Source organism: Nocardiopsis sp. TRM 82005, from assembly GCF_056312425.1.
In genome coordinates, this window is sequence record NZ_JBWDTQ010000005.1 from 451916 (window position 1) to 468236 (window position 16321).

Annotated in this window: 14 protein-coding genes; 8 read left to right on the forward strand and 6 right to left on the reverse strand. The window is 70.1% G+C overall.

Features of this window, described 5'->3' with window-relative positions; translation table 11 throughout:
• Positions 1-39 precede the first annotated feature (39 nt).
• Entirely contained in the window at positions 40-972 is a 933-nt protein-coding gene (locus AC0T5L_RS04560; protein ID WP_476164066.1) for a zinc-binding dehydrogenase, read from the forward strand.
• Between the two features lie 325 nt (positions 973-1297).
• Here the strand turns inward: AC0T5L_RS04560 and AC0T5L_RS04565 are convergent, their stop codons facing one another.
• Positions 1298-2746, reverse strand: coding sequence for a catalase (locus AC0T5L_RS04565; protein ID WP_476164067.1), 1449 nt, complete (start codon positions 2744-2746; stop codon positions 1298-1300).
• Between the two features lie 572 nt (positions 2747-3318).
• Between AC0T5L_RS04565 and AC0T5L_RS04570 the strand changes: the two genes are divergently transcribed.
• Positions 3319-4449, forward strand: coding sequence for a CapA family protein (locus tag AC0T5L_RS04570; protein WP_476164068.1), 1131 nt, complete (start codon positions 3319-3321; stop codon positions 4447-4449).
• Between the two features lie 172 nt (positions 4450-4621).
• On the opposite strand, the gene add is transcribed toward AC0T5L_RS04570, so the two are convergent.
• A complete protein-coding gene (gene add / locus AC0T5L_RS04575; protein ID WP_476164069.1) occupies positions 4622-5680 on the reverse strand; it encodes an adenosine deaminase in 1059 nt (352 codons plus the stop codon).
• Positions 5681-5827: 147 nt separating this feature from the next.
• Positions 5828-7285 (reverse strand): aldehyde dehydrogenase (NADP(+)), encoded by a 1458-nt coding sequence (locus AC0T5L_RS04580; protein ID WP_476164070.1) that lies wholly within the window; start codon positions 7283-7285, stop codon positions 5828-5830.
• Between the two features lie 383 nt (positions 7286-7668).
• On the opposite strand from AC0T5L_RS04580, the gene AC0T5L_RS04585 reads away from it, so the two are divergent.
• The 3 genes from AC0T5L_RS04585 to AC0T5L_RS04595 all read left to right on the forward strand — a co-directional run bounded on the left by AC0T5L_RS04585 (position 7669) and on the right by AC0T5L_RS04595 (position 9955).
• Positions 7669-8259: a TetR family transcriptional regulator gene (locus tag AC0T5L_RS04585; protein WP_476164102.1), complete on the forward strand. Its 591-nt coding sequence runs from the start codon at positions 7669-7671 to the stop codon at positions 8257-8259.
• Positions 8253-9128, forward strand: coding sequence for an alpha/beta hydrolase family protein (locus tag AC0T5L_RS04590; RefSeq protein WP_476164071.1), 876 nt, complete (start codon positions 8253-8255; stop codon positions 9126-9128). Before AC0T5L_RS04585 ends, AC0T5L_RS04590 begins: the two co-directional genes overlap by 7 nt.
• Positions 9129-9331: 203 nt before the next feature.
• The gene (locus AC0T5L_RS04595; RefSeq protein ID WP_476164072.1) at positions 9332-9955 is read left to right on the forward strand and encodes an HD domain-containing protein; all 624 of its coding nucleotides are present in this window, start codon (positions 9332-9334) and stop codon (positions 9953-9955) included.
• 28 nt (positions 9956-9983) lie between these two features.
• Here the strand turns inward: AC0T5L_RS04595 and AC0T5L_RS04600 are convergent, their stop codons facing one another.
• From AC0T5L_RS04600 to AC0T5L_RS04610, 3 genes are all read right to left on the reverse strand, one after another.
• On the reverse strand, positions 9984-10742 hold the full coding sequence (locus AC0T5L_RS04600; RefSeq protein ID WP_476164073.1) for a sulfite exporter TauE/SafE family protein: 759 nt from the start codon (positions 10740-10742) through the stop codon (positions 9984-9986).
• A 158-nt stretch (positions 10743-10900) separates the two neighbouring features.
• The gene (locus tag AC0T5L_RS04605) at positions 10901-11824 is read right to left on the reverse strand and encodes an SPFH domain-containing protein (RefSeq protein WP_476164074.1); all 924 of its coding nucleotides are present in this window, start codon (positions 11822-11824) and stop codon (positions 10901-10903) included.
• A gap of 286 nt (positions 11825-12110) precedes the next feature.
• Complete coding sequence (locus tag AC0T5L_RS04610) at positions 12111-12896, reverse strand: ABC transporter ATP-binding protein (protein ID WP_476164075.1); 786 nt, start codon at positions 12894-12896, stop codon at positions 12111-12113.
• Between the two features lie 56 nt (positions 12897-12952).
• On the opposite strand from AC0T5L_RS04610, the gene AC0T5L_RS04615 reads away from it, so the two are divergent.
• From AC0T5L_RS04615 to serB, 3 genes are all read left to right on the forward strand, one after another.
• Positions 12953-13774, forward strand: a complete 822-nt coding sequence (locus AC0T5L_RS04615; protein ID WP_476164076.1) for a hypothetical protein — start codon at positions 12953-12955, stop codon at positions 13772-13774.
• Positions 13775-14120: 346 nt separating this feature from the next.
• A complete protein-coding gene (locus tag AC0T5L_RS04620) occupies positions 14121-14774 on the forward strand; it encodes a DUF1707 SHOCT-like domain-containing protein (RefSeq protein ID WP_476164077.1) in 654 nt (217 codons plus the stop codon).
• Positions 14775-14875: 101 nt separating this feature from the next.
• Positions 14876-16108 (forward strand): phosphoserine phosphatase SerB, encoded by a 1233-nt coding sequence (gene serB / locus AC0T5L_RS04625; RefSeq protein ID WP_476164078.1) that lies wholly within the window; start codon positions 14876-14878, stop codon positions 16106-16108.
• Positions 16109-16321: the final 213 nt, after the last annotated feature.

A 16321-nucleotide genomic window follows, 5' to 3' on the forward strand; every position in this document is an offset into this window, starting at 1 on the left:
TGCCACACTGTGGCACATTAGCGCGAAGGAGACCTGGCCATGCGTGCACTCGTCGTCGACCACACAGCGCCGGCACACCTCTCGTTGGCCGAGGTGGCGGACCCGGTACCCGCGCCGGGTGAGGCGCTGGTCCGGGTCGGGGCGGCTTCGCTCAACTACGGCGAGGCCAGGGGCGCCACCGGTCCGGGTACGCCGGATGGCACCGTGATCGGCTGGGACGCGGCGGGCGTGGTGGTCCGGGCGGCGGCCGACGGGTCGGGGCCGGCCGTGGGGACCCCCGTGGTCACCCTGGGCGAGGCGGGCTGGGCCGAGCTGCGTGCGGTCCCGGCCGCCCTGCTCGGTGTCGTCTCGGGCGGTACCGACCTCGGCGCGGTCAGCACGGTTCCGGTCGCAGGCCTGAGCGCACTGCGTGTGCTGCGCCGCATGGGCCAGATCCTCGGCCGCCGGGTGATGATCACCGGCGCCTCCGGCGGTGTCGGCCGCTACGCGGTGCAGCTCGCCGCCCGCGCGGGCGCGGAGGTCGTGGCGATCAGCGGGGACCCCGCCCAGGAGGAAAGCCTGCGCGCGCTGGGCGCGCACGAGGTACACACCGATCCGGCCAGGGTGGACCGGCCCGTGTTCGCGGTACTGGACAACGTCGGCGGCCGGCAGCTGGTGGACGCCTTCGCGGCGGTACGGGCCGGTGGCGTGCTGGTGAACGTGGGCCGGTCGTCCGGGGCGGACTCGGTCCTCCCGCCCGAGGCCCTACAGGCCACCGAAGGACGGCACGACCGGTCGATCCGCACGTTCTTCCTGTTCGGCGACCCCGCCACCGACTTCTCCGCCGACCTGACCTGGCTGGCCGCGGAGGTGGCCGCCGGCCGCCTCGACCCCGGCATCAGCTGGCGCGGCCCGTGGACCCGCTACGACGAGGCGGCCCAGGCCCTGCTCGAACGCCGCCTCCACGGCAAGGCGGTCCTGGACATCGGCTGAGCTGGCGGCCCTCCTGGGGCGCGGGTGTTCAGCCCCGGCCTGCACCGGCTCCCGGGGGCCGTGACGCGTCCGCGACGACGCGCCGCGGCCCCCGGGCCCGTCCCGGAACCCCAGGTCGTGTTTTTTGCATCACTTCGGTCCCGCCCGTCTCCCTCCACCACCCTCAGGGGAGAGCCTGCGGCTCCAGTCCCCCGCGTCCACCGGGCCGCCTCTCGCCACGCCTCTGCGCTCGTGAAGCACGACCAGGCTGAACTTCGCACACAGTCTCGCGAGAGATGGCCCGCACGGCCGCTCACCGACCCGAAAGCCTTCTAAAAAACACTCCCTAGGGCTGGACGCCCAGGCCACGGGCGACGCCGCCGCCCAGGTCCGGGTGGATGTTGGACCAGTACTCGACCACGCGCTTCCTCATGTCGGCGGTCACCTCGGGGGCCGACGCGTGACCCACGATGTTGGCGACCATGTTGGCGCGCTCGCCCTCGGACAGGACCTTCTCCCACAGGGCGCGGGCCTGGCCGAAGTCGTCGTCCTCCTTGTGGAGCTCGTACGCCGAACGCACGATCTCACCGGCGACGTGGTACTCCGAACCCTTGTACAGCTCCTCGTCGGCGACCGGGCCGCCTGCGGTGTTGGGCGCGTAGACCGGGTCACCGCCGTTGTGGAAGGCCATGGCGCCGTCGCGGTTGTAGCTGTTGACCGGCGACACCGGGCTGTTCACCGGTAGCTGAAGGTAGTTGGCACCGATGCGGTAGCGATGGGTGTCGGGGTACGAGAACAGGCGCCCCTGGAGCATCTTGTCCGGGCTCATCGCGATACCGGGAACCAGGTTGGAGGGCTCGAAGGCGGCCTGCTCGATCTCCGCGAAGTAGTTCTTCGGGTTCTTGTTGAGGACGAATCGGCCGATGGTGATCTCCGGGTAGTCCTCATGCGGCCACACCTTGGTGAGGTCGAACGGGTTGAACCGGTAGTCGGCGGCGTCCTCGAAGGGCATGATCTGGACCTTGACGGTCCAGCTCGGGTGGTCGCCCCGCTCGATGGCCTGCCACAGGTCGCGGCGGTGCGCGTCCGGGTCCTCGGCCTCCAGGGCCTTGGCCTCGCCCGCGGTCAGGTTCTCGATGCCTTGGTCGGTCTTGAAGTGGTACTTGACCCAGAACTTCTCACCGGCGGCGTTGTACCACATGAAGGTGTGGCTGCCGAAGCCGTGCACGTGGCGCCAGCTCTTGGGAGTGCCCCGATCGGTCATCAGGAAGGAGACCTGGTGGGCCGACTCGGGGTTGAGGGTCCAAAAGTCCCACTGCATGTTGTTGTCGCGCAGCTGGTTGTCGGCGCGGCGCTTCTGCGAGTGGATGAAGTCCGAGAACTTCGAGGGGTCGCGGACGAAGAAGATCGGTGTGTTGTTGCCGACGATGTCGTAGTTGCCCTGCTCGGTGTAGAACTTCAGGGCGAAGCCGCGGGGATCGCGGGCACTGTCGGCGCTGCCCAGCTCACCGGCGACGGTGGAGAAGCGCAGCAGCAGCGGGGTCTTCCTGCCCTTCTGGAACAGGTCGGCCTTGGTGTACTGGCTGACGTCCTCGGTGATCTCGAGTTCACCGAAGGCGCCGCCTCCCTTGGCGTGCACGACACGCTCGGGCACGCGCTCGCGGTTGAAGTGCGCCATCTTCTGGAGCAGGAAGTGGTCCTGCATGAGCAGTGGGCCGTTGGGGCCCACCGACTGCGAGAGACCGTCGTGCGGCATCGGGATACCGGCGTCGTCCGTGCTGTATGGAACGCTCACAGCTCGCACCTTCCAAGTGGCAGAGGAAAAATCGGGAAACACTGCATGCCCCCGCAGCGGGGTCGGCCCCCGGAGGGAACCAGGCTCCGCGGGGCCCGTGGCGCGTGGACCGGCCCGGTCAGCGGCCGTCCCGCGTCCCGTCGGTGACTTACGACCCGGCGGAGCGGAGGCCGTTGGCGTCGTCCATGCCGCCCACCATAGGACACAAACTGGAATGGTTCAAGAAAACGCCCTCCTTCCGGATCTGCCTGCCGCCCAGGTGTGCGCGAACCCCCGTAACCACAGGAGTTCACCGATACAACACGCGTCACCACTTGCACCAAGACCAGCAAAAGCGCTGGTCATGTGCGCGTACCCTGGTCCAACGGGCCGCCCCAGCCGGCGCCCCCCGTCAGCACCGGAGCCCGGTGCCAGCACTCTTGAGACCACTGCGAACGCCCGTGTTCATCCCCGGTGACGGCTCGGGATGCCGCCCGGCATCCATCCAGTCACGACGGCCAACCGGAAACGTGTAACGCACGTCCCACCACCAGGACATGCCCCCCCGTTTCCCCCGCCCTACTGGAGCATGCATGCACCCTGTATCCTCGCGTTCCCGCATACGCAAGGCCCTCCCGACCAGCGCAGCGGCCCTGGCCCTCCTGCTCGCCGCCGCCTGTTCCTCCGGCGAGGACGTCCCGGAGCAGAACGAGGGCGCCGCCGCTCCCACTGACGAGACCACCACACCGGCGTCTCCCAGCCCGGATCCCGAACCGGCCGGTGAGCCCTTCAGCATCGCCTTCGGCGGCGACGTGATGTTCGACGGCGTCCTCGAACCGCGCCTGAACGACCCCCAGACCGCGCTCGGCCCGATCTCCGAACAGCTCTCGGCCGCCGACCTGGCCATGGTCAACCTGGAGACGGCCATCACCGAGGGCGGCACCTCCGCCCCCGGCAAGGCGTACACGTTCCGTGCGCCCGCGAGCGCCTTGGAGGCCCTGGACGCCGCGGGTGTGGACGTGGCCACCATCGCCAACAACCACGGCATGGACTTCGGCACCGAAGGCCTGACGGACACCCTGGAGAGCGGTGAGGCCTCCCCCGTCGAGCTGGTCGGCGCCGGGCGCGACGTCGACGAGGCGTACACGCCCCACGTCGCCGAGGTCAACGGGCAGAGCGTCGCCATGTTCGGTGCCACCGACGTCCTGGACGACCACCTCATAGCCGAGTGGACGGCGGGCGAGGGCAAACCCGGTATGGCCTCCACCAAGAACGAGATGAGGCAGCGGATGCTCACCGCGGTCTCCGAGGCCGCCGCCGAGCACGACAACGTGGTGGTCTTCCTGCACTGGGGCCTGGAGGGTGCGCACTGCCCGCTCCCGCACGCGCCCACCCTCGCCGAGGAGCTGGTCGACGCGGGCGCGTCCGCCGTCGTCGGCGGTCACGCGCACGTACTGTCCCCGGGCGGGTTCATGGGCGACTCCTACGTGCACTACGGGCTGAGCAACTTCGCCTTCTACAACTTCGACGGCCCCACCGCTGAGACGGGCGTGCTCACCCTCACCTTCGACCAGGGCAGCGTGACCCGGTCCGACTGGGCCCCCGCCCAGATCCAGGGCGGCGTCCCCGTCCCCTACGAGGGCGCGACGGCCGAGGAGGCCGAGCAGACCTGGCTGGACATGCGCACCGAGTGCGGGCTCCCGCTGACCGACTCGCCCGCGTAGCCGCTGCCTCCCTCGGGGCGCCACACCCGCCGCGCCCCCGTGTCCAGGCGTCCGAAAGGCGGGGACTCCGTCGGCGCCCGAAGAACACTCCAAGGGCCGGACAGGTAGTCACCAGGCAGGCTCCGGGGAGCCTCCCTCCGTTCCGGTGGAGGGCCCCCGGAGCAGGCGGCCGCTACTGCGGCGAGGGAAGCCCCTCCGCACCGGCCCCGTGGCGCGCGGCGACCTCCGCGATCTCGGCCAGCAGGGTGTGACGGCGGGCCGCCCCCAGGTAGGAGGCGTGCACGCCGTTCGCGGCGAGCCGGACCAGGTCGGCGGGGCCCAGGCCCAACCGGTGGGCGATGCGGTACTCGTTGGTCAGGTCGGTGCCGAACATGGTGGGGTCATCGCTGTTGAGGGTGACCAGCAGGCCGGCGTCCAGCATCCGGGGCAGCGGGTGCTCCTCAAGCCGCTTCACCGCGCGCGTGCACAGGTTGGAGGTAGGGCTGACGTCCACGGGGATCCCTCCCTCCGCCAGCCGCTCGACCAGCGCCCGGTCCCGCACGGAGTCGATGCCGTGGCCGATACGCTCGGCCCCGAGGGCGTCCAGGGCCTCGCGCACCCGCTCGGGGCCGCCGTGCTCACCGGCGTGCGGCAGGCTGGCCAGCCCGGCGGCACGCGCCCGGCCGAACACCCCGGCGTACTGCTCCAGGGGGGTCTCCACACCGCCGACGCCGAAGCCCACCACGCTGGGCGGCGCGTCGCGCAGGACCGCGTCCACGGTCGCCTCGGCGCTCTCCAGCCCGAAGTCGGCGGGGAAGTCGGGGATCCACCGCAGCTGGACGCCGTGTTCGGCCTCGGCCGCGCGGCGCGCCTCCTCGATGCCGTCGAAGACCACCCGGGCGGGCACCCCCCGCATCAGGTGGGCGTAGAGGCTGACGTGCACCTCCGCGTAGCGCACGTTCTGCGCGGCCAGGCGCTCCGCGACCGCCGACGCCAGGAGGGCGAAGTCCTCCTCATCGCACAGGGTCCTCACCGAGGCCAGGTAGACCTCGACGAAGTGCGGGAAGTCGGTGAAGGCGTACCAGTCCCGGAGCTCTTCCAGGCCGCCGGGAACGTCCTCCACGCCGTGTCTGCGCGCCAGCTCGAACAGGGTGTCGGCGGGCATCGAGCCTTCGAGGTGGACGTGCAGTTCGACCTTGGGCAGGTCTTTGACGAGGGCCTCGACGTCGGTGGGGATGGCGTGGGTGTCCATGGCGCGAGGCTATGCGCGCACGCACACCACCCCGTGACCCGTCCGGCCAAGCTCACACCTGTTCGTCAGAAGCTCCTCAGCACTCCCGACGGGCCCCTGACGGAAGCGGAGCCGGACGCGCGCCCCCGCGCGTCCGGCTCCGGGCGGTCAGGCGGAGGGCGCCTCGCCGTTCACCCGGCGCGGCACGCCGAGCGGGTTGTCGTCACGCAGTTCCGGGGGCAGCAGCGACTGCGGAACCGACTGGTAGGTGACCGGGCGCAGGAAGCGCCGGATGGCGCTGGTGCCCACCGAGGTGTGCAGCGGCGCGGTGGTCGCGGGGTAGGGGCCGCCGTGGGTCATCGCGTGGGTGACCGCCACCCCGGTCGGCCACCCGTTCCAGAGCACCCGTCCTGCCAGGGACGCGCCCAGGGCCAAAAGCGCGGGCGCGATCTCGTCGTCCTCCTCGCCATGCACGGTGACGGTGAGCTGCCCCCTGAGCGCCCCGGCCACCTCCAGCAGCCGCCGCTCATCGGCGTAGGTCACCACGAGGGTCGCCGGGCCGAAGCACTCCTCCAGGAGGGTGTCGGCGTTCTCCAGCAGGGCGTCCAGGTCGGTGCGCAGCAGCGAGGGTGTCCAGTCGTCACCGGACCGCTTCCCCTGGACCAGCACCTCGGTGGCCGGGTGGTCGGTGAGGCTGTCCAGGTTCCGGACGAACCCCTCGGCGACCCGCTCGTTGAGCAGGGGAGAGGCGGCCCGTGCCGAGAGGTCATCGACGAGGGCGTCGAGCTTGGCCTCCTCCGGCAGGAACACCACCCCGGGCTTGGTGCAGAACTGGCCCGCGCCCATGCTGGCCGAGTCAGCGTAGCCGCTGAGGATCTCGTCGCCGCGTGCGGCGGCGGCCCCCTGGGTGACGAACACCGGGTTCACGCTGCCCAGTTCCCCGTAGAAGGGGATGGGGTCGGGCCGGGAGGCCGCGAGGTCGAACAGGGCCCGCCCACCGGGGATGGACCCGGTGAAGCCGACGGCCCTGGTGAGCGGGTGCGTGACCGCGCGCTTACCGGTCTCCACGCCCTCGACCAGGGCGAAGGCGCCCTCGGGCGCACCGGCGTCGGTGAGCGCGGCGACAACGGTCTCGGCGGTGCGCCTGGCCAGCCGGAGGTGTCCGGGGTGGGCCTTGACGACCACCGGGCATCCGGCTGCCAGAGCGGAGGCGGTGTCCCCTCCGGCCGTGGCGAAGGCGAACGGGAAATTGCTCGCCCCGAACACCACCACGGGTCCCAGCGGAACCAGCAGACGGCGAAGGTCGGGTCGCGGGGTGCCCCAGTCGGGGTCGGCCGGGTCCACGGCCGCCTCCAGGTAGGAGCCGTCCTCCAGGTGGTCGGCGAACAGGCGCAGCTGGAAGGTGGTGCGGCCCAGCTCGCCGCGGCAGCGCGCTTCCGGGTAGTGTGCCTCCTCCATCGCGATCGGTACGAGGTCGTCGGCGGCGGCGGCCAGGGCATCGGCGGCGGCCCGCAGCAGCCGGGCCCGCCCGGCCGGGGTGAGGGCGGCCAGGAGCGGAGCCGCCGCTGCGGCCCGTTCCAGGACGGAGTCGAGTTCCTCCGGTGTGGTGTCCGGGGCGGTGGTCATGGCTCAGCCTCCAGGAGGGTGTGTACGCTGCTTCGCCCTGATACAACCATGCTAAGCCCCATCTGGAAAGCGCTATCCAAACGGGTCGTGCGCAGCCCTCGCGCTCAGCCGGATCCCCGGCCGCAAGAGGCGGAAGTCCACTCTCTCAAGGGACGTTGGCACGAAACTGGAATTTCCCCGGAACCAGGTGATTCCGGAAAGGCATCATAGAAGCCGTGACGACAAATTCCCGAAGCTCAACGCCCCCGAGGTCGCGACGGTCCCCAGGCAGCACGGGGAACGACCACGCGTCACGCGAGACCCGTGGACAGGACGGCGCCGCACAAGACGAGCTCGCCTTCGCCCAGGCGCCCCTGCGGAGACTGCCCGCCCAGCAGCGCAGCATGCTCAGGGTCCAGCGCATGCTCAACTGCTGTGCCGAACTCCTCGACGAGGTCGGCTACGACAACCTCTCGACCACCAGGATCGCCGAGCGCGCCGGGGTCGCGATCGGCTCCGTCTACCAGTTCTTCCCGGACAAGAAGGCCATCACCCAGGCACTCGGCCTGCGTTTCCTCGACCAGTTCAGCTCGCGCGTCACCGAACGCCTGGCCGAGGCATCCTTCAGCCACTGGACCGATGCCGTCGACACCGTCATCGACGAGTACGTCGACATGCACCGCCGTGTGCCAGGCTTTCGCAGCCTACACTTCGGCGACATCGTCGACCCGCGTCTCCTCAACGGAGGCACCGAGAACAACCGAGTCATCTCCGTCCGCCTGCGCAGGATCATCGTCTCTGTCACAGGCATCCCCGACAATGACGAACTCGACCGGACCCTCCATGTCGCCGTCGAAGCCGCCGACGCCGTACTCAAGCTCGCCTTCCGCGACGACCCCGAGGGCGACACCGCCCTCGTCCAGGAGACCAAGCGCCTGGTCAGCAGTTACCTGTCCCACTTCTCCCAACACAACGGAGGCGACCATCCGTGGTAGCCGACGCCGGCACCCTCTCCCGACCCATCACCGGAACAGCCGCCGGAGTACCCTTCCTGGCCCTGCCGCCCGCCAACGGTGAGATCCCCGCCCCGCTCGTTCTCGGCCTGCACGCGTTCGAGCCGCCCCGAGCCGAGGCGGCCCTCGCCGGAACCGCGCCCATGGCGCCGCTCCCGGCCTGGCGGATCTACCTCGGCCTGCCCCTGTTCGGGGCCCGGCTCCCCGAGGGCGGCGTCGCGGAGGTCAACCAGCGCGGCGAGCGCGACTACCTCATCGAGCTGTTCGGCCCGGTGGTCGAGGAGGCGGCCGCCGAACTGCGCCGCGTCACCGCCGAGCTCCGCGACATCTTCCCCGTCACCGACGGCCCCGTCGGCCTGGTCGGCGTGGGCGCCGGGGCCACGGCGGTCCTGCTCGCCCTCGCGGAGGAGCGCCTGCCCGTCAGCGCCGCCGCGGTCGTCAACCCGGTCGTGGACCCGGCCCTGGTCGTCTCCGCCCGCGAGCGGCGCACCGGCACCCCCTACGCGTGGACCGAGCAGGCCCGGCACACACGCGACTGGCTGAACTTCGGCGCCCGTGCCGAGGAGGTCTCCCGAAGCCGCGTCCCCCTGCTCGTCGTCAGCGGAGGACAGGACGAGGTCGTGCCCCCCGAGCACGGGCGGTCGCTGCACGACGCCCTGTCCGCACACGTCCCCGAACATGCGCTCCGTCACATCGTGGTTCCCGACCTGGCCCACGCCATCGGCCCCGAGCCCGGCCTCCGACCCGGCCCGCTCACCCCGGCCGGAGTCCTCACCAACCGTGCCCTGACCGAGTGGTTCCACCTGCACCTGACCTCTTCCGCGCAGGTCCGAAGGGCCGAGGAAGCCTAGGCCGCGCCGCCGGTGCTCTCGACCCGCGTCCCCACCCGGGCAGAGCACCGACCGTTCACCGCGTGCACCCCGGCGTCTCCTCCCGCGTCCCCTTCACGGACGCCGCCGCGACAGTTGGTACGCGTTCCATGGGATCATCCAGGGACGACCGCTCCGAGCGGTCACCTGACCGTTTCGACTCATCCTTCAGGAGGGCGAACCACGTGACGGAACCGGCACCGGTCTTTGCCAGCGGGGTCGACAACGAGCGGTTGAACGCGCAACTCCGTTTCCTTCTGGAAGCCGACAAACTCAAGCGCATCCTGCGGCAGTACCTCCTGGTGGACGGCTCCCGCCGTGAGAACTCGGCCGAGCACTCCTGGCACCTGACACTGTCCGCCCGCACCTTCGCCGAGTACGCGCCAGAGGGCACCGACATCGAGCGGGTCGTCGAGATGCTGGTACTGCACGACATCGTCGAGATCGACGCCGGGGACACCTCCCTCTTCGAGCAGGCCAACGCCGAGGTCCGGGCCGAACGCGAGCGCGCCGCGGCCGACCGCATCTTCCCCCTGCTTCCCGAGGACCAGGCCGAGCGGGCCCGCGAGCTGTGGGAGGAGTTCGAGGACCGCGCCACGCCCGAGGCCCGGTTCGCCCGTGCGGTCGACAGGCTCTCCCCCATGCTCGCCAACTGGCACAACGAGGGCGGTGCCTGGGTACGCTCCGGAATCACCCGGGCGCAGGTGATGGAGAAGGTCAAGCTGATCCAGGAGGGATCGGAGGCGCTGGGAGCCTACGCGGCCGCCCTGGTGGACGACGCCGACCGCCGGGGATACTTCCGGGCCTGACCCCGCTGACGGCGAACGGGCGCGGGGGTCAGATCCGGCCGATGATGAGCTGAACCGCCGCGGACATACCCACGAGCACCAGGCACACGCGCAGCGCCGCCGAACTGAGCTTGCGCCCGAACCTGGCACCGAGGTAGCCGCCGACGACGGTCCCGACCGCGATGAGGCCGACCACCGGCCAGGCCGGCGAGGCCAGCACGATGTAGAACACCGCGGCGGTGCTGTTGACGATGGTGGTGAGCACGTTCTTCAGCGCGTTGAGCCGCTGTAGCTCGTCATCCAGCGCGGTGCCGAGGATGCTCATCAGGACGATCCCCTGCGCCGCGGCGAAGTAGCCGCCGTAGGTCCCGGTCACGTAGGCGCCCAGCGGCAGCAGCGGACCGCCGTCCCTGCGGGCGGGCCTGCGGGCGCGCACCCACTTGGTGATCCGGGGCTGGAGGACGATCAGTACGCACGCGAAGCCGATCATGAACGGCACCACGGACTCGAACACACCCGGCGGCAGGTAGATCAGCAGCAGGGCACCGGTCACCGCACCGAGGAAGGACATGCTGCCGAGACGGAGGATCCGGGCGCGCTGGCCGGCCAGCTCCCGGCGGTAGGCGATGGTGCCGCTGAGCGTTCCGGGGGCCAGGCCGATGCTGTTGGAGATGGTCGCGGTGATCGGCGGGTAGCCCAGTGCCAGGAGCACGGGGAAGGTGAACAGGGTCCCCGACCCCGCGATGGCGTTGATCCCGCCCGCGGCCACACCGGCGAGGAGGATGAGCGCCGCCTCCCAGAGTTCCATCCACCCGCCTTTCCGGCTCCGTGCTCCCCGACTGTCGAGGGCGACAACAGACTACGAGGGCGGGTCATCGGGCCATCGCACCGGGATGCGCCATAAGGACGAGACGGGCCCCGCGGATCGCGGGGCCCGTCGCCTTCGGTGAACGCGCGGCGCCCTGGTCAGGGGGCCCGGACCACGTCCTCGCGCAGCCGGTCGAAGGCGGCGCCGACCCCCTGGAGGGCCTGGCCCATCTCCGACGGGACGATCCACACCTTGTTGGCGTCGCCCCGGGCGATCTCCGGGAGCTTCTGGAGGTAGTGGTAGGCCAGCACGTCCGGGCCGACCCGGCTGGTGTGCAGGGCCTTGAACACCATGTGGATGGAGTCGGCCTCACCGCGGGCCCGTATCGTCTGGGCCTCGGCGTCGGACTTGGCGGTGAGCGACTGCGCCTCGGCCTCGCCCCTGGCCCGCAGCACCGCCGCCGAGCGCTCACCCTCGGCGCGCAGCACCGCGGACTGCTTCTCGCCCTCGGCGCTGAGCAGCTGGGCGCGCTTCTCCCGGTCGGCGCGCATCTGCATCTCCATCGCCTCCTGCACGGAGGACGGCGGCTCGATGCCCTTGAGCTCGATACGGCTGATCTCGATGCCCCAGTCACGGGTGGCCTCGTCCAGCACGGCCTTGAGCTCGCGGTTGATCTGGTCGCGGGAGGTGAGCGTGCCCTCCAGGTTCATACCGCCGATGACGTTGCGCAGAGTGGCCAGGGTCAGCTGCTCGACGGCTTGGATGAAGTTGGCGACCTCGTAGGTGGCCCGGTAAGCGTCGATGACCCGGACGTAGACCGCCGAGTCGACCTCGACCGCGAGGTTGTCCTCGGTGATGGCCGACTGCGGCGGGAAGCTCACGACCTGGACGCGGCGGTCGATCCGCTCGCGCACCTGGTCCACTCCGGGAATGACGACGTTGAAACCCGAGCTCAACGTCCGGTGGAACTTACCGAAGCGCTCGACGACGTCCTCCATCGAATGCGGAACGATACGTATGCTCCGCCAGAAGATGAGCAGCAGGACGGCGACGAAAAGCGCCACGATGATGATCATGGTCATGGGCTCACCCCGGTCTCCGGGCGGGGGGCGGCGCTGGGCAACGACATCTGGGCGGCTCCGGATCTCCTGGCGAGGGCGGCAGGTCGGTGCGGGCACGGACCGCGCACCGGCGGCCCCGCCCACCCGAAGATCATAAAGCGCGCCGAAATAGAGCGATCCGCTCACCGATCGATGACGCTACCCCATATAGGTTGAGGCGACCACATCCGGACAGAAATCCTATTTAAGGACAATAGATTTCTGTTTTTATCGCAATCCCATAAGAGGAAACGGGGAGAGAGAAGACTCAGACGGCCCGTGCACTCCAGCGCTCTCCGTCGCGCTCCACCTTCAGCGGCAGGCCGAAGGCGTCCGACAGGTGCTCGGCGGTCAGGACCTCCTCGACCGGCCCGGCCTGCACCACCCCGCCCTTGCGCAGCAGCAGCGCGTGCGTGGTCCCGACGGGGATCTCCTCCACGTGGTGGGAGACCACGACCAGGGAGGGAGCGGCCGCACTGCGGGTCAGGTTGCCAAGCCTGCGCAACAGGTCCTCGCGGCCGCCCAGGTCCAGCCCGGCGGCGGGCTCGTCCAGGAGCAGCAGCTCGGGGTCGGCCATCAGCGCCCGGGCGATCAGCACACGTTTGCGCTCTCCCTCGGACAGGGTGTGGAACCGGCGGTCGGCCAGGTCGCCGACCCCCCAGTGCCCCAGCAGGGCACGGGCCCGGCCGTAGTCCGGGGTGCCGTACTCCTCGCGGAAGCGCCCCACGTAGCCGTAGGCGGCGCTCAGCACGATGTCGAGGACCTCGACGCCCTCCTCGATCCGCGACGCCACCGCGGCACCCGCGTAACCGATGAGCGGACGCAGCTCGAACACGTCCACCCGGCCCAGCCGCTCGCCGAGGATCTCCACCTCGCCCTTGGTGGGATGCATCTGGCTGTACACCACGTTCAGCAGTGTGGTCTTGCCCGCACCGTTGGGTCCGAGGACCGCCCAGCGCTCGCCCTCCCGCACCGTCCAGTCCACGCCGTCCAACAGGTTGGCGTCACCCCGTCGAACCGTGACCCCGTTCAGGCCCAGAACACGCCCGTCCATCGTCCTCCCTCACGTTACGTCCCACGCCGGTGCACGGGCCGACCTACCCTGAAGCAATGCATCTCACGTCCGCACCACTCGTCGCCTGGGGCAACGCCTGGCTGTCCGGACACATCGGACTCGACGACGCCGTCGACGCCGTCGAACGACACGGCGGCCCCAACCTGATCGGGACAGTACCCGCAGCGGACCTGCCCTTCGACAGCGGCGTACCACTGCGGGTCGCGCTGGTACGACTCCGCGGCCTGGGGTTGTCCGCGTTCCGGTTGGCGTTGCCCGCCTGGGGAGACCCCCTCGGACTGGTGGGTCCCAAGGAACTCAACCAAGCCGCCGTCGAAGCGCACGAGGGGGTGCTGATGCAGCTCGCCGACCGACAGGTGGGCATGGTGCCCGCCGCCGACCGGCGTGGTTCATCCTATGTGGGCGTTTCGTGGACACCGTATCCGGCGAACAACGTACCCCCGCAGGTACCGGACCTGGCCGAGGCCGAGCAGGCCCTGAAGCTCACCGTCATCGAGGTCGCCGATCTGATGGAGGGTGTGGACGACATCGCGTCGTTCGCGCCGGGCGTCCACCACCGGCTGGGAGAGCTGGACGGCCGCGAGACGCCCTCCCTGGCCCGCGGGTATCCGCCACGCGCCCATCGGGTGGCGGCGCAGGCCGAGCGGCTGGCGAAGGTGGTGGAGCTGGCCGAGCCCTCGTCGGGGCGGGGGATGACCGCCCACCAGGCGGCGGCCCGGAGCGAGGCGCTGCGGCGGCTGGACGCCACGGTGCGCCGCGCCCTGGTGGCCGCGCACTCGGCGATCGCCCTGCCCAGCCAGCCCCTTCGGCCCTCGGGATCGAAGCCGAGGCACCGGAGCGCCGAGGACGGGCAGTAGCTCGGTACCGCTCGCCGGGGCATGGTCTTGTTCTTATTGTCACTGTCGGGCAGGGCGCCCCCATCAGTCACACCAGTAACGTTTCCGGCCAGCACACCGAATCTGTTCCTGCTCGTGGCCGGCGGGTTCCTCCGGCCACGAGGTGCGGCCCGCGGGCGCCCGACGGCCGGAACGGGCACGAAGGGTTGTCTCCACCCCTGCACAGGGACACCCTGGGACAAAGGGAAGAAGTCTCGGGGTCATGCCAGGGGAGATACCTGATCCGCCAAGGCGGGAGAATGCCGATACTGGGTATGTGCCAGGCCGGGACCCGGCCCCACGGATGGAAACAAGGAGACCCGTCATCATGCAGCCCGAGCACATCCGAGCCTCCGACGCGGACCGGGACAAGGTCGCCGAGCGGCTGCGTGAAGCCCTGGCCGAGGGACGCCTCTCCCCCGTGGAGCACGAGGAGCGACTGGACACCCTGTACAAGGCCAAGACCATCGGTGAACTCTCACCCATCGTCGAGGACCTGCCCGCCCCCGGCCACGGATACGACTACGCGTCCATGGAACGGCGCTCGGACGCGCCCAGCGGCATGGAGATCCTGGACAGTGAGGCCCGCGGCCTGGCCGGGCAGAGCAAGGGGTCGGAGAACCTGGTCGCGGTGTTCGGCGGCTGCGAGCGCAAGGGACGCTGGCTGGTCGAACCCCGGACGAACGTGTCCGTGCTGTGCGGCGGGGTCGAACTGGACCTGCGCGAGGCCTTGCTCAGCCAGCACGAGGTGACCATCCAGGTCGCGGTGATCATGGGCGGGGTGGACATCACCGTGCCGCACGGGGTCAGGGTGATCAACAACACGTCAGCGATCCTGGGGGGTACTGACGTGCACGGGACAGACCAGGTCACGGACCCGAACGCCCCGGTCGTGCGGTTGACGGGCACCTGCATGCTGGGCGGGGTGGACATCAAGGCCAAGGGCCCCAAGCGCAGGAGAAAGAGCCGGAAGAACAAGTGACCTGCGGCGTCCTGCCAGCTGTCCACATAGTGAACTACCTGGGAAAAGGGCCTGCCCTGCGCGATTGCACCGTACTTGGGCCGAGTACCGTGGATGGTGCCATGAATGAGACATCCACGCTGTTGGTGACCGTAACCGGCCACGATCGCCCGGGCATCAGCGCCCGCCTTCTGAGTACTCTCTCCGTCTTCCCCGTGGCCATCGTCGACCTCGAACAGGTGGTCCTCGCGGGGCGCCTGGTCCTGGGCGCGGTCCTTGAGGTCGACGAACGCGTGGCTCCCGGTGTGAGCCGTCAGCGGGTCTTCGAGGAGGTCCGCAGCGCACTCGACAAGACCGCGATCGATCTCGACATGGAGGTCGGCTACGGCAAGGGCAACGGCCGTGTGAACGCCTTCGGGCCCGGCCGCCTGCACGTGACCGTCCTGGCCGACCCGCTGCGCCCCGGCGCCCTGGGCGCCATCACGTCGTGCGTGGCGCGTGCCGGTGCGAACATCGACAGGATCGAGCGCCTGTCCAGCTACCCGGTGACCTCCGTGGAGATGGAGATCTCCGGCGGCGACGCCGACCAGCTGCGCGCCGAGCTGGCCATGGAGGCGTCCACCCAGGGGGTGGACGTGGCGGTGCAGTTGAGCGGCCTGCACCGGCGCGGCAAGCACCTCATCGTCATGGACGTGGACTCCACGTTGATCCAGGGGGAGGTGATCGAGCTCCTGGCGGCCCACGCGGGCTGCGCGGAGGAGGTCGCCCGGGTCACCGAGGAGGCCATGCGCGGCGAACTGGACTTCGAGGAATCGCTGCGCCGCCGGGTCTCGCTGCTGAGGGGCCTGGACGCCTCCGCCATCGGGAAGGTGTGCGAGGAGATCCAGCTGACCCCGGGCGCCCGGACACTGGTGCGCACCCTGAAGCGCCTCGGTTATGAGTTCGGGATCGTCAGCGGCGGCTTCACCCAGATCACCGACGTGCTCGTGGAGCGCCTGGGCCTGGACTACGCCGCCGCGAACACCCTTGATGTCGTCGACGGCAAGCTGACCGGCGAACTGGTCGGTCCGATCATCGATCGCAAGGGAAAGGCGACCACCCTGGAACGGTTCGCCGCGGAGGCCGATGTGCCTCTGGAGCAGACCGTGGCCGTCGGCGACGGCGCCAACGACCTGGACATGTTGCAGGCCGCCGGGTTGGGGGTCGCGTTCAACGCGAAGCCAGTGGTGCGCCAGCAGGCTGACACCTCGGTGAACGTGCCCTACCTGGACACGATCGCCTTCATCCTCGGTATCACACGCGAGGAGATCGAAGCCGCCGACCTGCACTCGCAGGTCGATCCCTCTCCGCACTGATCGGCGTTGTCCACAGGGTGGTGGTGCCCCTGGCGCGGCCACCACCCGCCACGGTTCCATGGAAAGCACGGGGGGCCATCCCACCCCGCGCGCCCTCGCATGCCCCCACCCGAAATCACAAACGCACAAGCCCAGACACAAAAAAGGAGGAGAAGAACCCCGAAAGAGCCCTTCCCCTCCTTAAGAAAAACCGTGGCAGCAACCTACTCTCCC